The sequence below is a fragment of the Paenibacillus phytohabitans genome, assembly GCF_013141775.1.
Lineage (GTDB): Bacteria > Bacillota > Bacilli > Paenibacillales > Paenibacillaceae > Paenibacillus_AQ > Paenibacillus_AQ phytohabitans.
On the sequence record NZ_WHOB01000021.1, the window covers coordinates 136,860 to 155,697 of the forward strand.

The 18,838-nt window shown below is 51.3% G+C and carries 8 protein-coding genes; all 8 read left to right on the forward strand.

Features of this window, described 5'->3' with window-relative positions; genetic code table 11:
• Positions 1 to 32 precede the first annotated feature (32 nt).
• The 8 genes from GC101_RS08835 (at position 33) to GC101_RS08870 (ending at position 18,745) form a co-directional block, all read left to right on the forward strand.
• On the forward strand, positions 33 to 2,630 hold the full coding sequence (locus tag GC101_RS08835) for an exo-rhamnogalacturonan lyase family protein (RefSeq protein ID WP_171716921.1): 2,598 nt from the start codon (positions 33 to 35) through the stop codon (positions 2,628 to 2,630).
• Positions 2,617 to 4,161: a glycosyl hydrolase family 28 protein gene (locus GC101_RS08840; RefSeq protein WP_171716922.1), complete on the forward strand. Its 1,545-nt coding sequence runs from the start codon at positions 2,617 to 2,619 to the stop codon at positions 4,159 to 4,161. The genes GC101_RS08835 and GC101_RS08840 overlap by 14 nt, the downstream gene beginning before the upstream one ends.
• A 58-nt stretch (positions 4,162 to 4,219) precedes the next feature.
• Complete coding sequence (locus GC101_RS08845; RefSeq protein ID WP_171716923.1) at positions 4,220 to 5,323, forward strand: rhamnogalacturonan acetylesterase; 1,104 nt, start codon at positions 4,220 to 4,222, stop codon at positions 5,321 to 5,323.
• A 462-nt stretch (positions 5,324 to 5,785) separates the two neighbouring features.
• The gene (locus tag GC101_RS08850; protein WP_171716924.1) at positions 5,786 to 12,517 is read left to right on the forward strand and encodes a glycosyl hydrolase 53 family protein; all 6,732 of its coding nucleotides are present in this window, start codon (positions 5,786 to 5,788) and stop codon (positions 12,515 to 12,517) included.
• Positions 12,518 to 12,824: 307 nt separating this feature from the next.
• A complete protein-coding gene (locus tag GC101_RS08855) occupies positions 12,825 to 13,787 on the forward strand; it encodes an ABC transporter permease (RefSeq protein ID WP_171716925.1) in 963 nt (320 codons plus the stop codon).
• 11 nt (positions 13,788 to 13,798) lie between these two features.
• On the forward strand, positions 13,799 to 14,677 hold the full coding sequence (locus GC101_RS08860; protein ID WP_171716926.1) for a carbohydrate ABC transporter permease: 879 nt from the start codon (positions 13,799 to 13,801) through the stop codon (positions 14,675 to 14,677).
• A gap of 71 nt (positions 14,678 to 14,748) precedes the next feature.
• Positions 14,749 to 16,377 carry an extracellular solute-binding protein gene (locus GC101_RS08865; protein ID WP_171716927.1) on the forward strand — a complete coding sequence of 543 codons (1,629 nt, stop codon included), beginning with the start codon at positions 14,749 to 14,751 and terminating at the stop codon, positions 16,375 to 16,377.
• 100 nt (positions 16,378 to 16,477) lie between these two features.
• Entirely contained in the window at positions 16,478 to 18,745 is a 2,268-nt protein-coding gene (locus GC101_RS08870) for a helix-turn-helix domain-containing protein (protein ID WP_171716928.1), read from the forward strand.
• Positions 18,746 to 18,838: the final 93 nt, after the last annotated feature.

Sequence of the window (18,838 nt, forward strand, 5' to 3'; positions counted from 1 at the left end):
TGTATCAAAAAGAATTGGAGGCGACAATCAGCATGTCCAAGCTGCAATTACATTGGCTGACAGCAAGACAAGCGGCACAGGCACCCGTAAGCTTCGGGACACCTTGGAGCCAAGGGGCTCTGCTGCCGGGAGAAGCCGTTTCGCTGCAAGATGAAGCAGGGACGGGCGTTCCCGTCCAGACCCGAATTAACGCCTACTGGCCGGACGGCTCCGTGAAATGGCTGCTGCACAGCGGGGTACTGGATACGCGGCAGACATACAGTGTCAGCAAAGGGGAGAGTACTTGCCCAGCCGCCACCGCTACCCTCTCAGCCTCCCAGTCCCCGGACGGTTCTGTAATGGTCGAAAGTAGTCTGCTCTCCTGCAGAGTTGAACCGGGAAGCGCCCTGATCTCTTCCATCCTGCGCAAACAGACCAGCCAGAAGCCGGTATCCGCGCAGCTGACGGCTCTGATCGAGAACAGGGACGAACAGGAAGGGACCGAAACGATTACCATTCATAAACTGAGTGGGCTTACAGACAAGATTACGCTCGAAGAAGCCGGACCGCTCCGCGCCGTCGTCAAGCTGGAGGGACGCCACCGCTATACGAATCGTGAGATTTCGCGGTTCCCTTTTGTCATTCGTCTCTACTTCTATGCGGGAAGTGACGAGATCCGGATGGTGCACAGCTTTGCCTTCGATGCGGATGAGCATACCGATTATCTAAAGGGGCTGGCGGTACATTTCCAGATGGAGGCTGAGGGGGAGCTGTGGAACCGCCATGTCGGTTTTGCCGGGGATACGGGCATGTTCTATGAAGCGGTGCAGCCGATGTATACGTATAGCGGCGCAGTTCACCCGGTCTACGAACAGCAGCAGATCCGCGGGCAGTTTGTCCCGGTCCAAGAGGTTGAAGAGGCTGGTCTGCTGGAGAATGTGCGGGATAATGCGGCTTGGGGGAATTTCCGCCTGCAGCAGGATTCTTGTGATCACTACAGTATTGTCAAAAGCACAAACCGCCAGTGCGCCTACATTCCTGCCGCCCAGGGGAACCGCTCTCTGGGTACCGCCTTCTTCGGAAGTGAGAGCGTTATTCTGAGCGCTGCGGTTAAGGATTTCTGGCAGAAATCTCCGATGGCGCTGGAGGTCACGGGTGCGGCCGGGGAGCAGCCTGCCCTGACGGTATGGCTGTGGAGCAGATACGCGGAAGCCTTCGATTTCCGGGCGTATGATACGGAATCGCATCCCTTCTCCTACGGGGATATGGATAATCATCCAGAGGGCATCGCTAATACTAATGAACTGGTGATCAAACTGTTCGACCATATGCCGGGCAAGCAGGCAATTCTCGATTTTGCCGGGGATGTGCAGACCGATTCTCTGCTTATTGCTGAGCCGCACGTCTATGAAGAGACTAAGGTGTTCGGTACCTACTGGCTTCCGCCCAAGCAGGAGCAATACACTACGCCTGAGCATGAGCGGGCCCTGCTGGGGTTCATGGATTTCTATATTCAAGAGGTGGACCAGCGCAAGTGGTACGGCTTCTGGGACTACGGGGATGTGATGCATACCTATGATCATGTGCGGCACACCTGGCGGTATGATGTCGGCGGGTTTGCCTGGCAGAATACGGAGCTGTGCAACACCTATGTGAACTGGCTGCTGTTCCTGCGGACCGGAGACTATGGCATCTTCCGGTTCGCCCGGGCGATGACGCGGCATACGAGTGAGGTAGATATGTATCATCTCGGCGATTATGCGATGCTGGGCAGCCGCCACAATGTGCGCCACTGGGGCTGCAGATGGAAGGAGCCGCGGATTTCCATGGCCGGGCATCACCGTTTCTTCTATTATCTGACGGGCGATGAGCGGACCGGGGATATTATGGACTCTGTCAAGGATGCCGACTATGCCAAGCCGAAGGATCAGGTCGTTACGGCAGAAGGCTTCACTTCCGTACGTACCGGTCCTGACTGGTCCTCTTATGTCTCCAACTGGATGGTGCAGTGGGAGAGATATCAGGATACCAAGTACCGTGACAAGATTCTGACCGGCATCGCGAACCTGAAGCAGGCGCCGAACCGGCTGTCCTCCGGCTCCCACTTTCACTACAACCCGGGTACGGGTGAGATGCACTACCTCAGTGAAGGGAACTACCAGTATCATATGGTGATCTGCTTCGGGGGACCGGAAATTTGGTTCGAGCTGTCAGAATGGATAGAGGATGAAGAATTCAAGGATATGCTGGCGCAGTTCGGCGATTATTTCGCCATGACACCGGAGGAGAGAAAACTGACGTCGGGCGGCTTATTTAATGAGAGCAATGATCAGGCCTGGGATGGTCTGCGGTTCGCGATCCGGATGCCTGCGTATACCGGTTACCGCCACCAGAATCAGGCACGGATGCAGCAGGCACTTGATATGCTGAGAGGCAAAGCGGATATCAGTTCGAATACACCCGGACAGACGGATGATGAGGGCAATCTGATATACACGAATGTTCCGAAGACAGAATATATCCGCGAGATCCGCGAGGTTCCGTTCGTGAACACCAACGGGATTTCCCAGTGGAGTCTGAATTATATGGAGACGGCCAAGCTGCTTGAATTGATGAATGAAGAAGGAGATCAATCAGATGACAACAACTGACGTTAACGAGCTGACACCACGGAATCTTGTATCACCCCCGGCAGCGCAGACAGATACAACAATTGCCCTCGTATGGGATAAACCGCAGTCAGCAGACGATATCGCCTGTTACCATGTGTATGTGAATGGGAAAGTTCATGGGATCAGTACCGCTACAGACTATACTTTAACCGGACTCGAACCCTCTCACGCGTACGAAGTGCAGGTATATGCTGTCTCTAGAGCCGGAGCTGTGTCCCTGCCGGGGCCAACCCTAACTGCTGCAACCAAACCGGAAAGTGAGAGATTTGATATTACGTCCTTCGGGGCGGTGGCGGACCGCGGAACCATGAATACAGCAGCAATCCAGGCAGCTATAGACGCGTGTACCCCTGGCGGTACGGTATATGTTCCCGAGGGTGTATTCAACACGGGCGCTATTTTCCTCAAAAGCCATATGACCTTATACGTAGCCAAGGGCGGTGTATTGCTGGGCAGTGCTCATCCTGCAGATTATCCGGTTATGACCTACAGGTGGGAAGGCCGGGAACAGCTCTGTTATGCGAGTCTGGTGAACACCAGGGATTGCAGCAGCGGGGAGCGGCATGAGCAGATTACAATTGCAGGCGAAGGGACGATTGACGCGAACGGAGCAGCGCTTTTCAAGGGAGAAATGGCTGAGAAGAAGGGATATCGCGGCAGAGCGGTATGTCTGCGGAACACGGATTATGTATATCTGAAGGATATTACCGTCCGGCAGTCGCCTGCCTGGTGCGTTCACCTTATCTATTGCAATCATGTCAGTGCGAATGGAATCAGCATCTATACGAAGAATGACGAGTACGGCCGGAGATATGAGAATATTTTCAACGGAGATGGGCTGAATCCGGATTCATCCAGTTACATCTACATTTTCAACTCTATGATTGCCAGTCAGGATGATTGTATCGCCATTAAATCAGGCCGTGATGAAGAGGGCAGACGGGTGGGCATCCCCTCCCGGGACATCCGGATTACCAACTGCCGGTTCAACAGCGGCTTCGGTGTGGCGATTGGCAGTGAAATGGCCGGAGGCGTAAGCGGTGTTCAGGTGACCGACTGCATATTCGAAGATGTATACAGCATTGGTACGGTCAAAGCGCCAAGAGGACGGGGGGCAGTCATCGAGAATATCTCGTATGAGAATTGTACGCTTAAGAATTACAGTCTGGAGCATGAGGATTGTGAATGGTTCAGAGGCGCGATTAACATCGACCAGTTCTACAGCCATATCGAATATGACGCGGACCGCCTGGAAGAGGTCAATGAAGGAACGTCAATTATCCGGAACATCAGCTTCCGTAACATTGTCCTCGACACATATGCCGGTAATACGGTGTTCATGGCCGGGCTGCCGGAGAGTCCGCTGCAGAATATCGTGCTGGAGAACGTATCGGGTATAGGGAAGTTTGGCCTGAAGGCTTACAATATCGAAGGTCTGACCTTGACGAATGTGTCTGTTAGGTCACGGCTGGATGAAGATTATCAGTTCCATAATACCAGGCAGGTATAGACCGGCTTGCCGCAGAACAATAAAATGGAAGTAATTTCGAACAGTGGAGGCTTGGCTGATGGCTTATTATTATGATTTTGGACCTGACGGCTCGGAAGTGAGTCAGGGATATACGAAGGTAACAGCGGGGGATGTATATGCTCGGGAGCGTGGATACGGTTTCACTGATTGCAGCCAGGTTACTGCACTCCAAAGGAATGAGGAAGCGCTGAGCGGGGACTTCTGTATCCCGTTCGGGGCCACCTTCCTTGCTGATGTGCAGGATGGGAATTATATAGTAACCCTAACTGCAGGAGATAAATATGCGCCTACCCATACTACGCTGAGAAGCAATGGCGAGCGTTCAGTCCTGCCCGATATTCACACGGTGGCGGGACAAGTTGCCCGCGAAATGTTTGCCGTGAATGTGCGGGGAGGGCAGCTGAAGCTTAGCTTCGGGGGGCTGGCTCCGCGTGTGAATTCACTTGAGATTGTCCCTTCCAAGGAACAGGTCACCTTATTCCTGGCCGGTGATTCCACCGTTACGGACGCAAGCGAGGACGGATTCCCGTTCTCCGGCTGGGGACAGCAGCTGCAGCGGTTCTTCAAGCACGATGTTGCCGTAGCCAATCATGCAGAGGGCGGGCGCAGCACCAAGAGCTTCATCTCCGAGGGCCGGCTTGATGTTATCCAGGAAGAACTTAAAGCGGGCGATTATCTGTTCATTCAGTTCGGACATAACGACCAGAAGAATGATGAGGAGCGTCATACGGACCCGCCGACGACCTACATCGAGCATTTGCGCAAGTATATTGAAGCTGCCTATTCCCATAAAGCGACTCCCGTGCTTATCACCTCTGTGCACCGCCGGTTCTTCGATGCTTCAGGGAAGCTGCAGGATACGCATGGAGCCTATCTTGATGCGGTGAAGCAACTGGCTGAGGAGGAAGGCATAGCGTTAATAGATTTGGCTGCGAAGAGCAAGCGGTTATTCGAAGCGGAGGGCCCCGAAGGCACGAAGTCTATCTTCCTGTGGGGTGAGCGGGGAGAATGGAAGAACTATCCGGGAGGTGTCCGGGACAACACACATTTCCAGGAGCGCGGCGGACTGAGGATTGCCGAACTGATTGTTGAGGGCATCCGGGAGAATGAGCTGCAGACGCTCATTATGTATTTGAGATGAATCCTTGCAGTATCAGCTGCAGATAAACAACTAGGGAGGTTATCCTAAGATACGGGCGGCGTCATGGGGAATACGCTACCCGGAAATCCTGATCTATCCGGATTTTGGCCATGAAGATCTGCCGGAGATCAACGATAAGATCTATCAGTTTTTTGATAGAGCCTGGGTTTGATCAGAACGTTACGGGGATGACCTCATTCCGCCGGATGAACCGGATTCCGGCTAAACCGGAACAAGGCAGTAATTTCAGCAAAAGTGTACTTGGCCAAGAACGCTGTCCCGCACTGGGAAGCGTTCTTTTTTTACTATAGGAAGGAAAAAACCGCTGTATCACGCTATAGTCAGCGTTTGGAAATCGGATAAGGCCCCTGAAATGAGTCTATTGTGCGGGTCTGCAGTGCCAGCCTATAGTAAGTTTATTCAGGCCAATAAGAGTCTTACTTTATATGGGGGGATGTAGAAATGGTAAGAAAGATAGGTTCGTGTTTACTGTCTGTATTTATTGTGTTATCAACTGTATTTACCAGTCCAGTTATGAAAGCGCATGCACAGGACGGGGGTCCGGTGGACGGAAACCTGGGGTTTGAATCTGATGTTGCGGGATGGATGGTCAATGGCAATGTCGTTATCCAGAATTCCGGCGGGAAAAATGGCAAGTCTGCTCTGATGAAATCCGGTTCCGTCTTAACCAAGACCATCACTGGAATTCCTCAAGGCAGCTATACTGTAAGTATGTGGGTAAAAGGTGCGGCCAGCAGCAACTCTGCCAATATAACGGTAAAAGATACAGGCGGACCAGATTCGGTACTGAAGATTGATACGTTTCTGGACGCAAGCACATGGCGTGAAATGGCGCATAGAAATGTGCTTGTCTATAACGGGCAAATGAGCATAAGCATCAATGCAGGAACATCAAGCGGACTGCAGATCGATGAGGTTGCAATCACGCTTGATTCAGAAGATAACAATCCGGTACAGAACTGGAATTTCGAAGACGGGCTCAGCCATTGGGATTCCAAAGGCACGGCTGCGCTTGACTCAACCCATGCCGACACTGGAACGAACACCGTAAAGCTGGCGGACCAGTCTGAGGTCAGTCAGAAGCTAACGGTCAAGCCGGACACAGATTATATTGCAACGGTTCGAATGAAAGTGGATAAGCAGGACACGTACAAATCAACCGATCAGTACAACCTGAGCGGCACGTCTGTGCTGGGCGTTTTTGTTGAGCGGCTATCGCTCGGTAACCGGGTCAATCTTGGCGTCAGAGGGACGGATGGAGTGGTGCTACGTCAGGCTCCCGCCAGTACAGAGGGATACGCGCTTGTTACGGTTGCCTTTCATACCGGTATAAACCAGACAGAGGTTGAACTCTACGCCAACACGATCCATGACCAGAACTATATTAACTCTGTAACTGTAAATGAAAATAAGTACGGTGCTGACAACAACTATCCAAACGGCTGGCAAAGGCCCAATCCTGAAGAAATAGATAACACTCACCCGGCAGACGAGTGGGTTTCAAACGGCAGCCAGTTTGCTTACGTGGACAATTTCGACGTATTCGAAGCATCTAATGAATATATCAAAGGTGCCGATATGTCATTTCTTCAGACTATTGAGGATGCTGGAGGCAAATACTTTGCCAATGGTGTGCAGCAGGATGCCTTGCGGATTCTCTCCAATCATGGTGTGAATTCTGTCCTGACAACGTTATGGGTCAAGGCCGGAAACCCGGTTTATGACTGGAACACGCTTACTCCCTTAGAAACGCAAACCATTGGTTATGACGGGGAAGCGGTTACCGGCAGGCAGATAGTAAACGGATATTTTGATAAAGAACACAGTATTGCAATGGGCAAACGCCTCACGGAATTGAATATGACCTATACTCCCAGCTTCCATTACAGTGACACCTGGATCAGTTCTGCCAAAGCCCATATGCCGTATGAGTGGATTGAACAGGATTATGAGGGCAAATTATCAAATCCCGATATTCAGATGCTGGAAACCGCAGTATACAATTACGTGCATGATACGCTAACCGGAATGAAGGCCGAAGGAGTTGATGTTATTTCGGTCAAGAACGGAAATGAGCAGGATGGCGGACTGTTGTTTCCGGTAGCGTCTGGTTCGAAATATCATCAGCATGCGGCAATAATCACAGCTTCTTCGCGTGCGTCCAAAGAAATATATCCTGGTGCCATTAATACCATACACTCAAATACAGGTTACGATTCTGTACAGATCGCCAACTTCTTCCAGTCGTATGAGAAACGCGGAGCTGAATTCGACGGAATGGCCTTCTCCCTGTACGGAGGGCGGGAAACAACGGGACAATTTGTTATGATGAACGCCGCCATGGCGAATCCTGCGGCTCAATATTATGACTATCTTAATGTTGAAACAGCATTTACATTTACGCGGAGCTCCCCGATTGGCGACACAGGGTCCGGCATGGCTCTGCTAAAATACTATAATATGTCCCCGAATGGACAATACAATTTCTTGCTGGATTATATCCAGGCTCCTCTTGATCTGCCTAATCCGTACGGAACAACAAGAGGATTCTACTATTGGAACGCGGAGGCAATTCCTGTCTATGGTGCCGGACATAAAGCCGGGGAAGCAGTGGAAGGCAGCCAGCGTATCCTGTTCAATAACGGAACACCAAGTATCAAAGAAATGGGCAGCCCGGCAGACGGTAAAGTCGGCGATATGATGGATAGTATGTTTGCATTCCTGCATAGGGGGGATACCAAAAGAGCGTCGGATACCGTATATAGTCCTTTACGGTTCGATGGAACTAATTATGATGTTGGCGAAGCTGCCAGTCTATCCTTCCAGAATGATAACCTGTCATTGAAGGTTGGCGAAGTAGGCCGCCTGCAGCCTGTGATCGCGCCAATGGATAAGCTGCTTGACGATTATACGATTCGTTATACTTCAGACCAGCCCGGAGTGGCCGGCGTATCTGAGCATGGGTTCATTACAGGCATATCTGCAGGAACCGCAGTGATTACTGCACAGATCGGGAATGTTTCATCAGCAGTGACGGTAACCGTTAATGAACCGGACTCTGCAAGCGGTATCAATATAACCTACGAAGTCATAAGAGGCGGGGCCACTGTTAATGCAGGAACCGTCTCCCCGGGAAGTACGATTGACACCAAACCGTATGACAAAATTAAGTTTAAAAGCGCCGTGACAGGCAACCCCACGGATAATGCAGTTGTGTATACGGTATCGGATCCCGAAATAGCAGGGTGGTATGGTGACACCTGGCAAACCGATGACAGGATCATGCGTACGCTTGCCGATAAACTTTCTGCTTCCAGCTACGAACCGGTTGTACAGCTGAATCCGCGAAAAGCAGGAATGGTGAATCTAACTGCGGCATCAGATGATGGAGCAGCAGCTGTAAACTTTAAAGTGACTGTAACACAAACGGATGTTACAGGCATATCCATCGTGGAAGGCAATCGTTCGGTTCTCGCCGGCAAAAGCTTGAAACTGACGGCTTCCGTAACTCCCGGTGACGCTTCATTTTATAAAGTCTATTGGAGCAGCAGTGATGAGAGCGTTGCGAAAGTAGATTCGAACGGCCTGGTTACCGCAATCAAGCCGGGCGCCGCAACGATTACCATTCAATCTGATGCTAATCCTGAAATCACCAGCTCCATTACGTTAACTGTAACGGATGTAAGCGTTGACCAGTTGTTACTATCCAGCAGTAAACTGGGGATTCTTGCCGGACAGAGCAAAACGCTTACCTACATGGCGCTGCCGGATAATGCAGTGAACAGAAATGTCATCTGGAGTGTGAAGCCGGGGGATGAAGCCATCCTTTCTGTAGATCAGAATGGTACAGTGACGGGCTTACAGCCGGGTACGGGTACCGTTATTATTACTTCCGCTGATGGCAGCGCGGTTACCGCAGAATGTGTTGTGATCGTCGTGGATCATGAGATAACCGCAACCAGTATGGCATTATCACACAAGGAACTATGGATTAAGTCCGATTATTTCTCTCCAGATCCGGCAGTGCAAGAGGACCGGAAGCCTGTAACCAAGCTTGATGCCGTATTTATGCCAGAGGAAACTACAAATACAGATGTATTATGGTCCTCTGACAATGCTGCAGTCGCTTCCGTTGATGCAAGCGGCGTTATTACCGCACATAAACCCGGTGTGGCTGTGATTTCGGCGCAATCTGCAGACGGCAGTCTTAATGACAACGCTACTGTCTATGTCCCTCACCTCAGTGAAGACTGGGATAATTACGAGGCAGGCTCCAAGGGCGGATTTACGGATAGCAACACATTTACCTATTCCGTTGTTGATGCAGCCGGGGATCAGCAAATCCAGGCTGCTGTAAAGGGCCAAAAGGGTGCGGGCAGTCCGCCAACGCTCAGCCGCAGAGCGTTCACTCCGGTCAGCGGCGAACAGGTTGTTGTCGATTTCGACTGGAATGTGGGTTCCTTTACACCGGATAGCCGTAGCAGAGGCGGACATATTTCCATTGAAGATGCAAACGGGAATACTTATCTTGCACTCGCCACTTATCCGGCTGTTTCCGGGAAAGATTATGAAATGACCTACTACCTTTTCAATGGTTCAACGGCTATGCCCACCAAGAACAATGACGTCAATGGAAGCTTTAACTATATCCACGGCGGCGGCGGAGCGGGCGGAACCTATGCGGATACTGCAGATGTCGGTACCGGCTTCAAAGGTGCAAACAAAGATTACAATGTAAGGCTGGTCCTCAATTTCAAGTCCAGACAGATCAGCTTTACAGTGACAGATAAGAATAACCCTAGTATTACGTCTACCGTGTCGGGATTAGCGATGGACTCCAGGGTTAATTATTCGGACAGCTTCGGCGCAATCGCCTTCTCACATTATTTCAACTCTAATGCCTCCTGGGCGACAACCGTCGATAATCTGGCGGTATACAATACCTCCATTCAGGCTGAGCGGATTGATTATACAGCGGAAGGCATTAATATCAACCCGAGTGAAGGTATCAAGCTTGTACCGGTCGCAGATGCGCTGAGTGCTACTGCGAAGATTAATGCGCGTGTGATTCCGGCATCGGCCGACCAGAGTATTGTCTTTACACCATTAGGTGAATTAGCAAATGCTGTGACCATTGATCCAAATGGTGTGATCACGGTGAATCCGGGTTACCAGGTAGAGTATGGTCAATACGATGCTATTCAAAGTGCTTCGGGCAACATCAGGGTATCCTCTCTCAGTACGCCTGAAGTATACACGGATGTCAAAGTTACAATCGGCAGCCCGAATGCATCTGAAACTCTGCAAGTCTATGTGGATGGCAGGGAATATCTCGGAGCCATGAAGCTTGCCGCAGATGCAGCCCCGAAGCTGACGTATGTGGCCACTGGCGGAGACGGAATTTCAGATATTTATGCCTATGACTGGCAGGTTACTTCAGGGAATGCACAGATTGATGCGGGCGGTAAACTGTCTGTGGCAGCACCCGGGAATGTCACTGTAACCTTTACTATTGATCTGTTCCGGAAGCAGGAAGTGCGTACTTTGGAATTTACATTCATGGACCTGGAGAATCAGCAAGTGGCTGCCTCGCCTGATCCCGGAACCTATTCCGCGCCAGTATCTGTAACCTTGAATACAGAACCGGACAGCAGCATCTACTATACAACTGATGGCAGCGAGCCGGGTCTTTCAAGTCAATTGTATAGTGAGCCCTTATATGTCGGCAAGGATACGGTCATTAAGGCTGTTGCCGTTTATGACGGCACGCTCGCGGGCCAGGCTGCGGAATTTGAATATAAGATAGTGATACCCAGATATACCGTAACCTACGATGTATACGGCGGTACGGGAGCAATCCCGCCGGAAGCGGATCGAGCTGAAGGTGAAGCTTTTGCTGCTGCAGAGATTAGCGGGGTAACAGCACCGGAAGGCAAGCGGTTCAAGGAATGGAATACTGCCAGTGACGGAAGCGGCATAGCTTATGCTGCTGGTGCGATAGTTAGTATGCCTGCCGGGAACCTGACGTTGTATGCCATTTGGGTGGAGAATGACGGTCCGGTTGAAGAAGTGGACACAGCAGCTCCTGTCTGGGAAGCGGACAGCAAGCTGACAGCTGCTGCTGTAGCTGAGACAAGTCTAACGTTAACATGGAACGCAGCAGTGGATAATGTCGGGGTTACAGGGTATAAAGTGACATGGATAGCCGGGGGGACAGAGCATAATAAGGCAGTTGCCGGCAATGAAACGAGGGTAACGATAAACGGTCTTGAGCCGGATACCAGCTACACCTTCAAGGTGGAAGCTGCAGACGCAGCCGGCAATTGGAGCGGGGATGGCCCGGGCGTTGAAGTGACAACGAATGAAGTTTCGCCTGTGGAACCGCAGCCACCTGTGGAGCCGGAGCAGCCTGTGGAACCGCAGCCACCTGTGGAGCCGGAGCAGCCTATGGAACCGCAGCCACCTGTAGAGCCGGAGCAGCCTGTGCAGCCGGAGCCATCTGCAACGCCGCAGCCGCCTGTACAACCCGGGCAGCCAGCACAAGCCCAAGTTATAGGGCAGGTGGTGGATTCACAGCAACCGGTGATGCCAGAGCAGTCGGCCGGACCTGAACAACCGGCAGTACAGCCAATAGAATTCAGAGATGTGCCGGTAACGCATTGGGCAGCCACCGCGATTGCACGCGCCGCCGCGCTCGGCATCATCCAAGGTAATCCGGATTATACCTTTATGCCGAATAAGCCGACAAGCCGGGCGGAATTTATAACTATGCTGGCGAATGCGTTCAAATGGCAGGCCGGGCAGACAGAGCAGACGAAGCCAGTCTTCAAGGACAATGACAAGATTGGAGTATGGGCGAAGGATGCGGTTGCGGAAGGCGCGGAGCGCGGTATTATTACCGGCTATGCGGATGGAAGTTTCCGGCCGAACCAGGAGATCACGCGGACGGAAATGATCGTGATGCTGGTAAAAGCACTTGGAATTGCACCCTCTGTGATGGACCATACGCAGTTTGCCGATGATGCAGTGATACCTGCCTGGGGCAAAAGCGCGGTTGAAGCCTTGCGCGGGCAAGGCTTGCTGACCGGACGCAGCAACAACCATTTTGCGCCAAATGATTCAGCTACACGGGCAGAAGCGATTGTGATTATTTTACGGGCACTGGCAGATTGACCTCATTCCGGGTGATGAACCGGATTCCGGGTTAAGCGGATCAAGGCTATAATTTCAGCAAAAACATACTCAGCAAAGAACGCTGTCCCTTACCGGGAAGCGTTCTTTTTTGGCCTTCAAGGGCGAGGAAAAGCCCGCTATACCGCGCTGTATAAGGGTTCGGAATTCGGATAAGGCTCCAGAAATGAGTCTATTGTGCGGGTCTGCAGCGCCGGCGTATAGTGTGGTTATTCAAGTCCGGCTGGCAGCATCAGCCAGGGGAGAGAGCAGACATATACGTCAAGCAACCGTAAGGGAAGGGATGTTCATGAACCAGAGTATTGCAGGGTCAAAAAAGAAGGTGTTACCGCCGAAGACAATTAAACCGAAGCGGATCGCGAAGGGGATCTGGAAGGACTATCAATTATATTTGCTTCTACTTCTTCCAATCGCCTATTTCATTATTTTCAAGTACGTACCGATGTACGGTGCAGGGATTGCCTTTCAGGACTATAGCATTTTCAAAGGGGTAAGCGGAAGCGAATGGATCGGCTTCGAAAACTTCAAGGAGCTATTCGCGATGAATCAGTTCTATACGGTCGTGCGGAATACGCTGCTGCTGAATCTGCTGGATCTGATCGTTTCCTTTCCGGCGCCGATTATTCTGGCACTGATGCTGAATGAGCTCAGAATCGTCTGGTTCAAAAAGATATCGCAGACCATTCTGTATCTGCCGCATTTCATTTCCTGGATCATCATCGGCGGTCTCGTGTACCAAATCTTCTCCAATAAAGGCGGTCTCGTCAACAATATGATCGTAGCGCTAGGCTTCGATTCCGTGCCGTTCCTGACAGAGAAGAATCACTGGCTGCTCGTCTACTTGGGAACAGGAGTCTGGCAGAGCGCAGGCTGGGGCACAATTATTTATCTGGCTGCACTTACAGGCATCAATAAGGAGCTGTATGAGGCTGCAGAAGTGGACGGAGCCGGAAGATGGCGGAAGATGTGGAATATCACGCTGCCGGGAATCCGCTCAACTATTGTGGTCATGCTGATTCTGGCCCTTGGCAAAATTATGACCATTGGCTTTGAACGGCCGTTCGTAATGGGGAATGCGCTGGTCATGGATTATGCAGAAGTTATAAGTACCTTTGTCTATAAAGTGGGTCTTCAATCGGCGCAATTCTCGCTGGCCACCGCGATGGGCTTGTTCCAGGCATTGGTAGGACTCGTCTTCGTCATCGGGTCTAACGCGATTGCGAAGAAGATGGGGGAACCCGGGCTATGGTAGGAGGCAAAGCAATGAATAACAAAATCAGACAAAACCCGCGTCTCTCAGACGTGCTTATCATGATTTTTATCGGAATCACAGTGATTATAAGTATCCTGCCGTTCCTGAATATTATCGCGGTATCCCTGAGCTCGAAGGAAGCGATTATCTCCGACAAAGTGACCATCTTTCCGCGGGGCTTCAACATTGAATCCTACAAGCTGGTGTTCGCGGATATCCGCATGCTGAAGTCGATGGGACTTACCATCGTGCTGACAGTGATCTATACAGTTCTGAGCATGATCATGAGCATCTGCGCAGCCTATCCGCTGACCAAGGACAATCTGAAGGGCCGGTCCTTCTTCTCGATGCTGATCATCTTCACGATGTTCTTCAGCGGCGGTATGATTCCCGAGTATCTGCTGGTGAAGGAGCTCGGCATGCTGGACAGCTTAACGTCGCTCATCGTTCCAGGCATGATCAGCGCCTTCAATCTGATTATCCTGCGGACCTTCTTCACTTCAATTCCGCCAAGTCTGGAAGAGTCAGCCTATCTTGATGGCAGCTCCCATATCGTTACCTTGACGAAGATCGTCCTTCCGCTGTCGTTGCCCGTACTGGCCACACTTAGCTTGTTCTATGCGGTCTCCAGATGGAACACTTACATGGATGCACTCTTTTATATTACGAATTCGAATTTGTATCCCATACAGCTGAAGCTGTATCAGGTGGTTATGAACAGTATGGTAACGGATCTAACAGCGCAAGAAGGAGCCATGCAGACTGAAGTTATTGCTGAAGGTATCAAGGCTGCCAGCATCATGTTCGCGACCATCCCGATTCTGATTGTATATCCTTGGCTGCAGCGGTACTTTGTATCCGGCGCCATGGTCGGAGCTGTCAAGGAGTAGCGGTTGATCACTTCGCACTTGCGAAGTTGAAAGACATATAGCACAATATCACCATAAAGGGGAGTACAAACATGAAAACAATTCATAAGAAATGGTTCGCGGCGCCTGCAGCGGCATTGCTGCTGGCAGGTATGCTGTCAGGCTGCTCCGGCAATTCAAATGAGGGGGCCTCATCCTCTGCAGCACCCGCTTCCGGGGGAGAAGCGGCGGCTACCCAGAGCAAGGATGCTGTCACACTGAAAGTAGAGGTATTCGACCGCGGTAACGCTCCTGCCGGTGCAGGCCCGGTTACCGATAACTACTGGACACAGTGGATCCAGAAGAATTTCGGCGATCCTAATAATATTAAGATGGAATTTGTACCGGTTCCGCGTAATCAGGAAGTCGATAAGCTGAATGTGCTTATGGCCACCGGCGACGCTCCGGACCTTGTCTTCACTTATGACATGAATACCATATATAACTATGTTAAGGATGGCGGTTTAACAGAGGTCGGCCCGCTGATCGAAGAGAATGGTCCGAACCTGAAGAAGTTCCTGGGGGATGAAGTTCTGGCCTATGGTGTATTCGACGGCAAACAGTATACGATCCCTGCCAAACGCCCGCTGCAATATGCCCAGTCCTCTTATATCCGTAAGGACTGGCTGGATAAGCTGGGCTTGCCGGTGCCGGCGACGACTGAAGAATTCTACGAAACTATGAAAGCGTTTAAAGAAAAAGATCCGGGCCAGGTTGGGGGTAAGCTGATTCCTTACGATTTCAGCGCTATTGACGGCACGACGATTACAAGCCCTATGGTTCTGGTTAACTCCTTCGTGAATAACTTAACGGAAGAAGAAACCTATATGTACACCTCAACCAGCTACATTCCGGAAATTTCAAAGCCGGGTTACAAGGAAGGTGTTCAATTCCTGAACACCATGAATGCTGAGGGCCTGATCAATTCGGACTTCGCACTGGACAAAGACGGCAAGCAATTTGAGGGTGATGTGGCCAATGGCTATGTCGGCGCATTCACTGCACTCGCGGCCCACGCTAACCTGATGGCACCGGGCAAGGTGTTCGACACCTTGAAGCAGAATGTTCCCGGCGCTGAATATGTAGCCATGGACCCGTTCACCGATGAAGAAGGCAAGACACCTAAGTCCATTTACGATCCGATCGGTATGCATATCATGATTCCTAAGACAAGCAAGCATGCCGCAGAAGCAATCAAGTATCTGGACTGGATGTCCCAGAGCGATGTGCTCTTTACGCTCCAGAACGGTAATGAAGGCGAGCATTATACGCTTGAGGACGGATTCCCGGTAGCGATTACGTCGGATGAGGCGAAGAAGACATTCTACAATAACACCGACATCGCTATACTCTCCAATGGTAAAGACTTCGGATCTGAAGAGAAGAATATCGAAGCTGCAGCGCTTCAGACGCCGGATTACAAAGAGCTGTCGAAGCAGACGATCCTTAACGCCCTCAAGGATGGATACACACTGCCGCGCTTTGAGCGTCCGATTGAATCCGAGATCAAATACGGCGATACCTTGAAATCCAAGGCAACAGAAGGTATTGTGAAAAGTATTGTATCGAATCCCGATAAATTCAGTGAGACTTATGATTCCTATGTGAAGGAATATCTGAAGATCGGCGGCCAACAGGTCCAGGATGAACGTAAGGCTGCTTATGCCGAAATGAAGAAGTAATCAACTCATAATTAAACCATTAATCCAAAAAGCAACGGCAAGCCCCAGATTTTCCCATGGGGTTTGCCGATATTTCTATGTACAAAGGATGGCGGAGACAATGAAAGTCAATAACAGCTATATTATGCGGATGCTCCTATCATACCTGCCCATTCTATTCGTCACGATCAGCATTTTGACTTTCATTTTCTTCTCCATCATGAATCAGTTCAATGTCAGTAATGCCTTGCAGGCCAACCGTCTGACAGCCAAATATGTGGTGAATATGACGGATACTTCACTCAAGGCGATTTCCTTCGAGGCGCAAGAGGCCATCGATACCGGGGGGACGCTGCAGCAGTTCCTTGATGCCCCGTCAGACCGGGCCCTGGATTTCGATGCCTCCAATATGCTGAGCACCATGATGATCCGCTTCGGGCTGATCGATTCGGTCTATCTGTACCGGGCCAGAGATGGTATGGTGCTCGATCAGAGCACCATACAGCCGCTGGGGCAGTTTGCCGACCAGAGCTATATCCGGGCAGCGCTGGACCAGGCCTATACCGGGGTCTGGTCTTCGCCGCGCCTGAAAGAGAGCCAGGGAATACAAGGGACCTCTAAAGTGAATGTGACCTCTCTTGGCTTCAAGATTCCGCGTAACTCCGGCAGCCTCGGCTACCTGATTATCAATGTGAGGACCTCTTCCCTGAGCTCGTATATCGGCCAGGCCATCGACCCGACGATCACCGAAGCGCAGATCTACGATAATAAGGGCCAGGCGTTCTTCGGCGAGAATGCTTCGCTCACATCAAAGAGCAGGTTAAGTGTAGATATCGAATCCGATTATACAGGCTGGACGTACAGGGTAGGGATCAAAGGCGGCCAGCTGCTGAGCTTCCTGTTCCACGGCAGCACAGTCTGGATCATGCTGGGGCTGGCAGTCATTGCTTTTGCCATTGGCACGACATTCTACGTCACCCGGCGGAATTATAGACCCATTGAGACCATTCTGCACCGGATTGAGCGGTTCTCACAAGCAGTTATCCCACCGGATTCCAAAGAGAAGGAGAATGAGTTCGCCTTCATAGATCAGGCCATTGAGCGCTTAATTACGAATAATATGGCTTTTCAGGAGCAGCAGGAGGAGCATCTGGTCATCCGCAGGCAGCAGTTTCTGCAGACGCTGCTCAAGGGTGAATATGAAGACGACCGGGAGACCTGGGAGCAGGAGCGGCAGCATTTCGGCCTTGCCGGGGGCCAATATATTGTCGGGCTGCTGGAAATGGATCATTATGTGGATTTTGCCTTGAAATACAGCCCGGGCGATCAATCCCTGTTCAAATTTATTACCAGCAGCGTTGCGGTGGAAGTCTCACAGCAGAGCGGTATGCGGGTTGTTGCTGAATGGATTACGAAGAATCAGCTGGTGCTTCTTCTGATCGAGGAGAACGGCGGGCCGCTGGAGCATCATATGCTGCAGATTGCGGAGCAGATCCGCTCCTGGGTGGAGGGTCACCTGAACTTCACGGTGACTCTTGGCATCGGCACAGCGGTGGACAATGAACCGGCTATTGCCGTTTCGTATGACGAGGCGGCGGCTGCCGTCAGCCGCAAAGTCTCGCTTGGCCTCAACCGGGTGATCGACTCGGTGGAGGTGAAGGAGAACAAAGACGGGGAATGGTTCGCTTACCTGGAGATGATCCGCTCGATGGTCCGCCAGATCCGGATGGCTGAGCCTGAATGGCTGGATGAGCTGAAACGGCTGTTTGGCGAAATGGCTGTTCATCACCTGCGCAAAGAAGACGTGGAGCGTCTGCTGCATTATTTCATATTCCACCTGGAATATGAACTGGAGCGGCTGCTCCCCGAAATTACGGAGCCCTGGGTTCAGGAAGTGAAGCCGGGCCTGCTGACCTCTGTGGAGCAGTCGGATACGCTGGCACAGCTGGAAGGCGACTTCCTTGAAACCATCGGCCGGCTGTCGGGCCGGATCACAGAGCTGTCGCAGAACCGGCGGCATAATACGCTCATGCGGGAAATCCGGGACTACGTCGCGGAGCAGTATATGGACCCGAATCTGTCGCTTACGCTGCTTAGTGAGAAATTCCAGATCAGCCCGAAATATCTGAGCCAGCTGTTCAAAGAAAGCATCGGGCAGAACTTCAGTGATTTCCTGATCGGGCTGCGGATTGAGCATGCCAAGAAGATTCTCCGGGAAACCGATGAAACGGTGCAGGATATCTCAAATGCGCTTGGCTACGCGAATCCCACCTCTTTTATCAGAGTGTTCAAGAGAATCGTCGGGATATCGCCGGGGCAATACCGGGAGGCCAATGCGGGTAACGTATCCGGACCATTCATTGAAGACGGGAAGATGCAGGATAAGTGAGGCGTAGCGAAGGTAAGGGCATAAGGGGAACTGCGGGCAATGTCTATATTCTCCTAATCGGGTGACTTGAAAATTAAGGTTTGATATAGCCGG

What these genes read in the sequence shown, in the direction of transcription:
- GC101_RS08835 (WP_171716921.1), top strand. Translation starts at nt 33, where the DNA reads ATGTCCAAGCTGCAATTACATTGGCTGACAGCAAGACAAGCGGCACAG.
- GC101_RS08840 (WP_171716922.1), top strand. Translation starts at nt 2,617, where the DNA reads ATGACAACAACTGACGTTAACGAGCTGACACCACGGAATCTTGTATCA.
- GC101_RS08845 (WP_171716923.1), top strand. Translation starts at nt 4,220, where the DNA reads ATGGCTTATTATTATGATTTTGGACCTGACGGCTCGGAAGTGAGTCAG.
- GC101_RS08850 (WP_171716924.1), top strand. Translation starts at nt 5,786, where the DNA reads ATGGTAAGAAAGATAGGTTCGTGTTTACTGTCTGTATTTATTGTGTTA.
- GC101_RS08855 (WP_171716925.1), top strand. Translation starts at nt 12,825, where the DNA reads ATGAACCAGAGTATTGCAGGGTCAAAAAAGAAGGTGTTACCGCCGAAG.
- GC101_RS08860 (WP_171716926.1), top strand. Translation starts at nt 13,799, where the DNA reads ATGAATAACAAAATCAGACAAAACCCGCGTCTCTCAGACGTGCTTATC.
- GC101_RS08865 (WP_171716927.1), top strand. Translation starts at nt 14,749, where the DNA reads ATGAAAACAATTCATAAGAAATGGTTCGCGGCGCCTGCAGCGGCATTG.
- GC101_RS08870 (WP_171716928.1), top strand. Translation starts at nt 16,478, where the DNA reads ATGAAAGTCAATAACAGCTATATTATGCGGATGCTCCTATCATACCTG.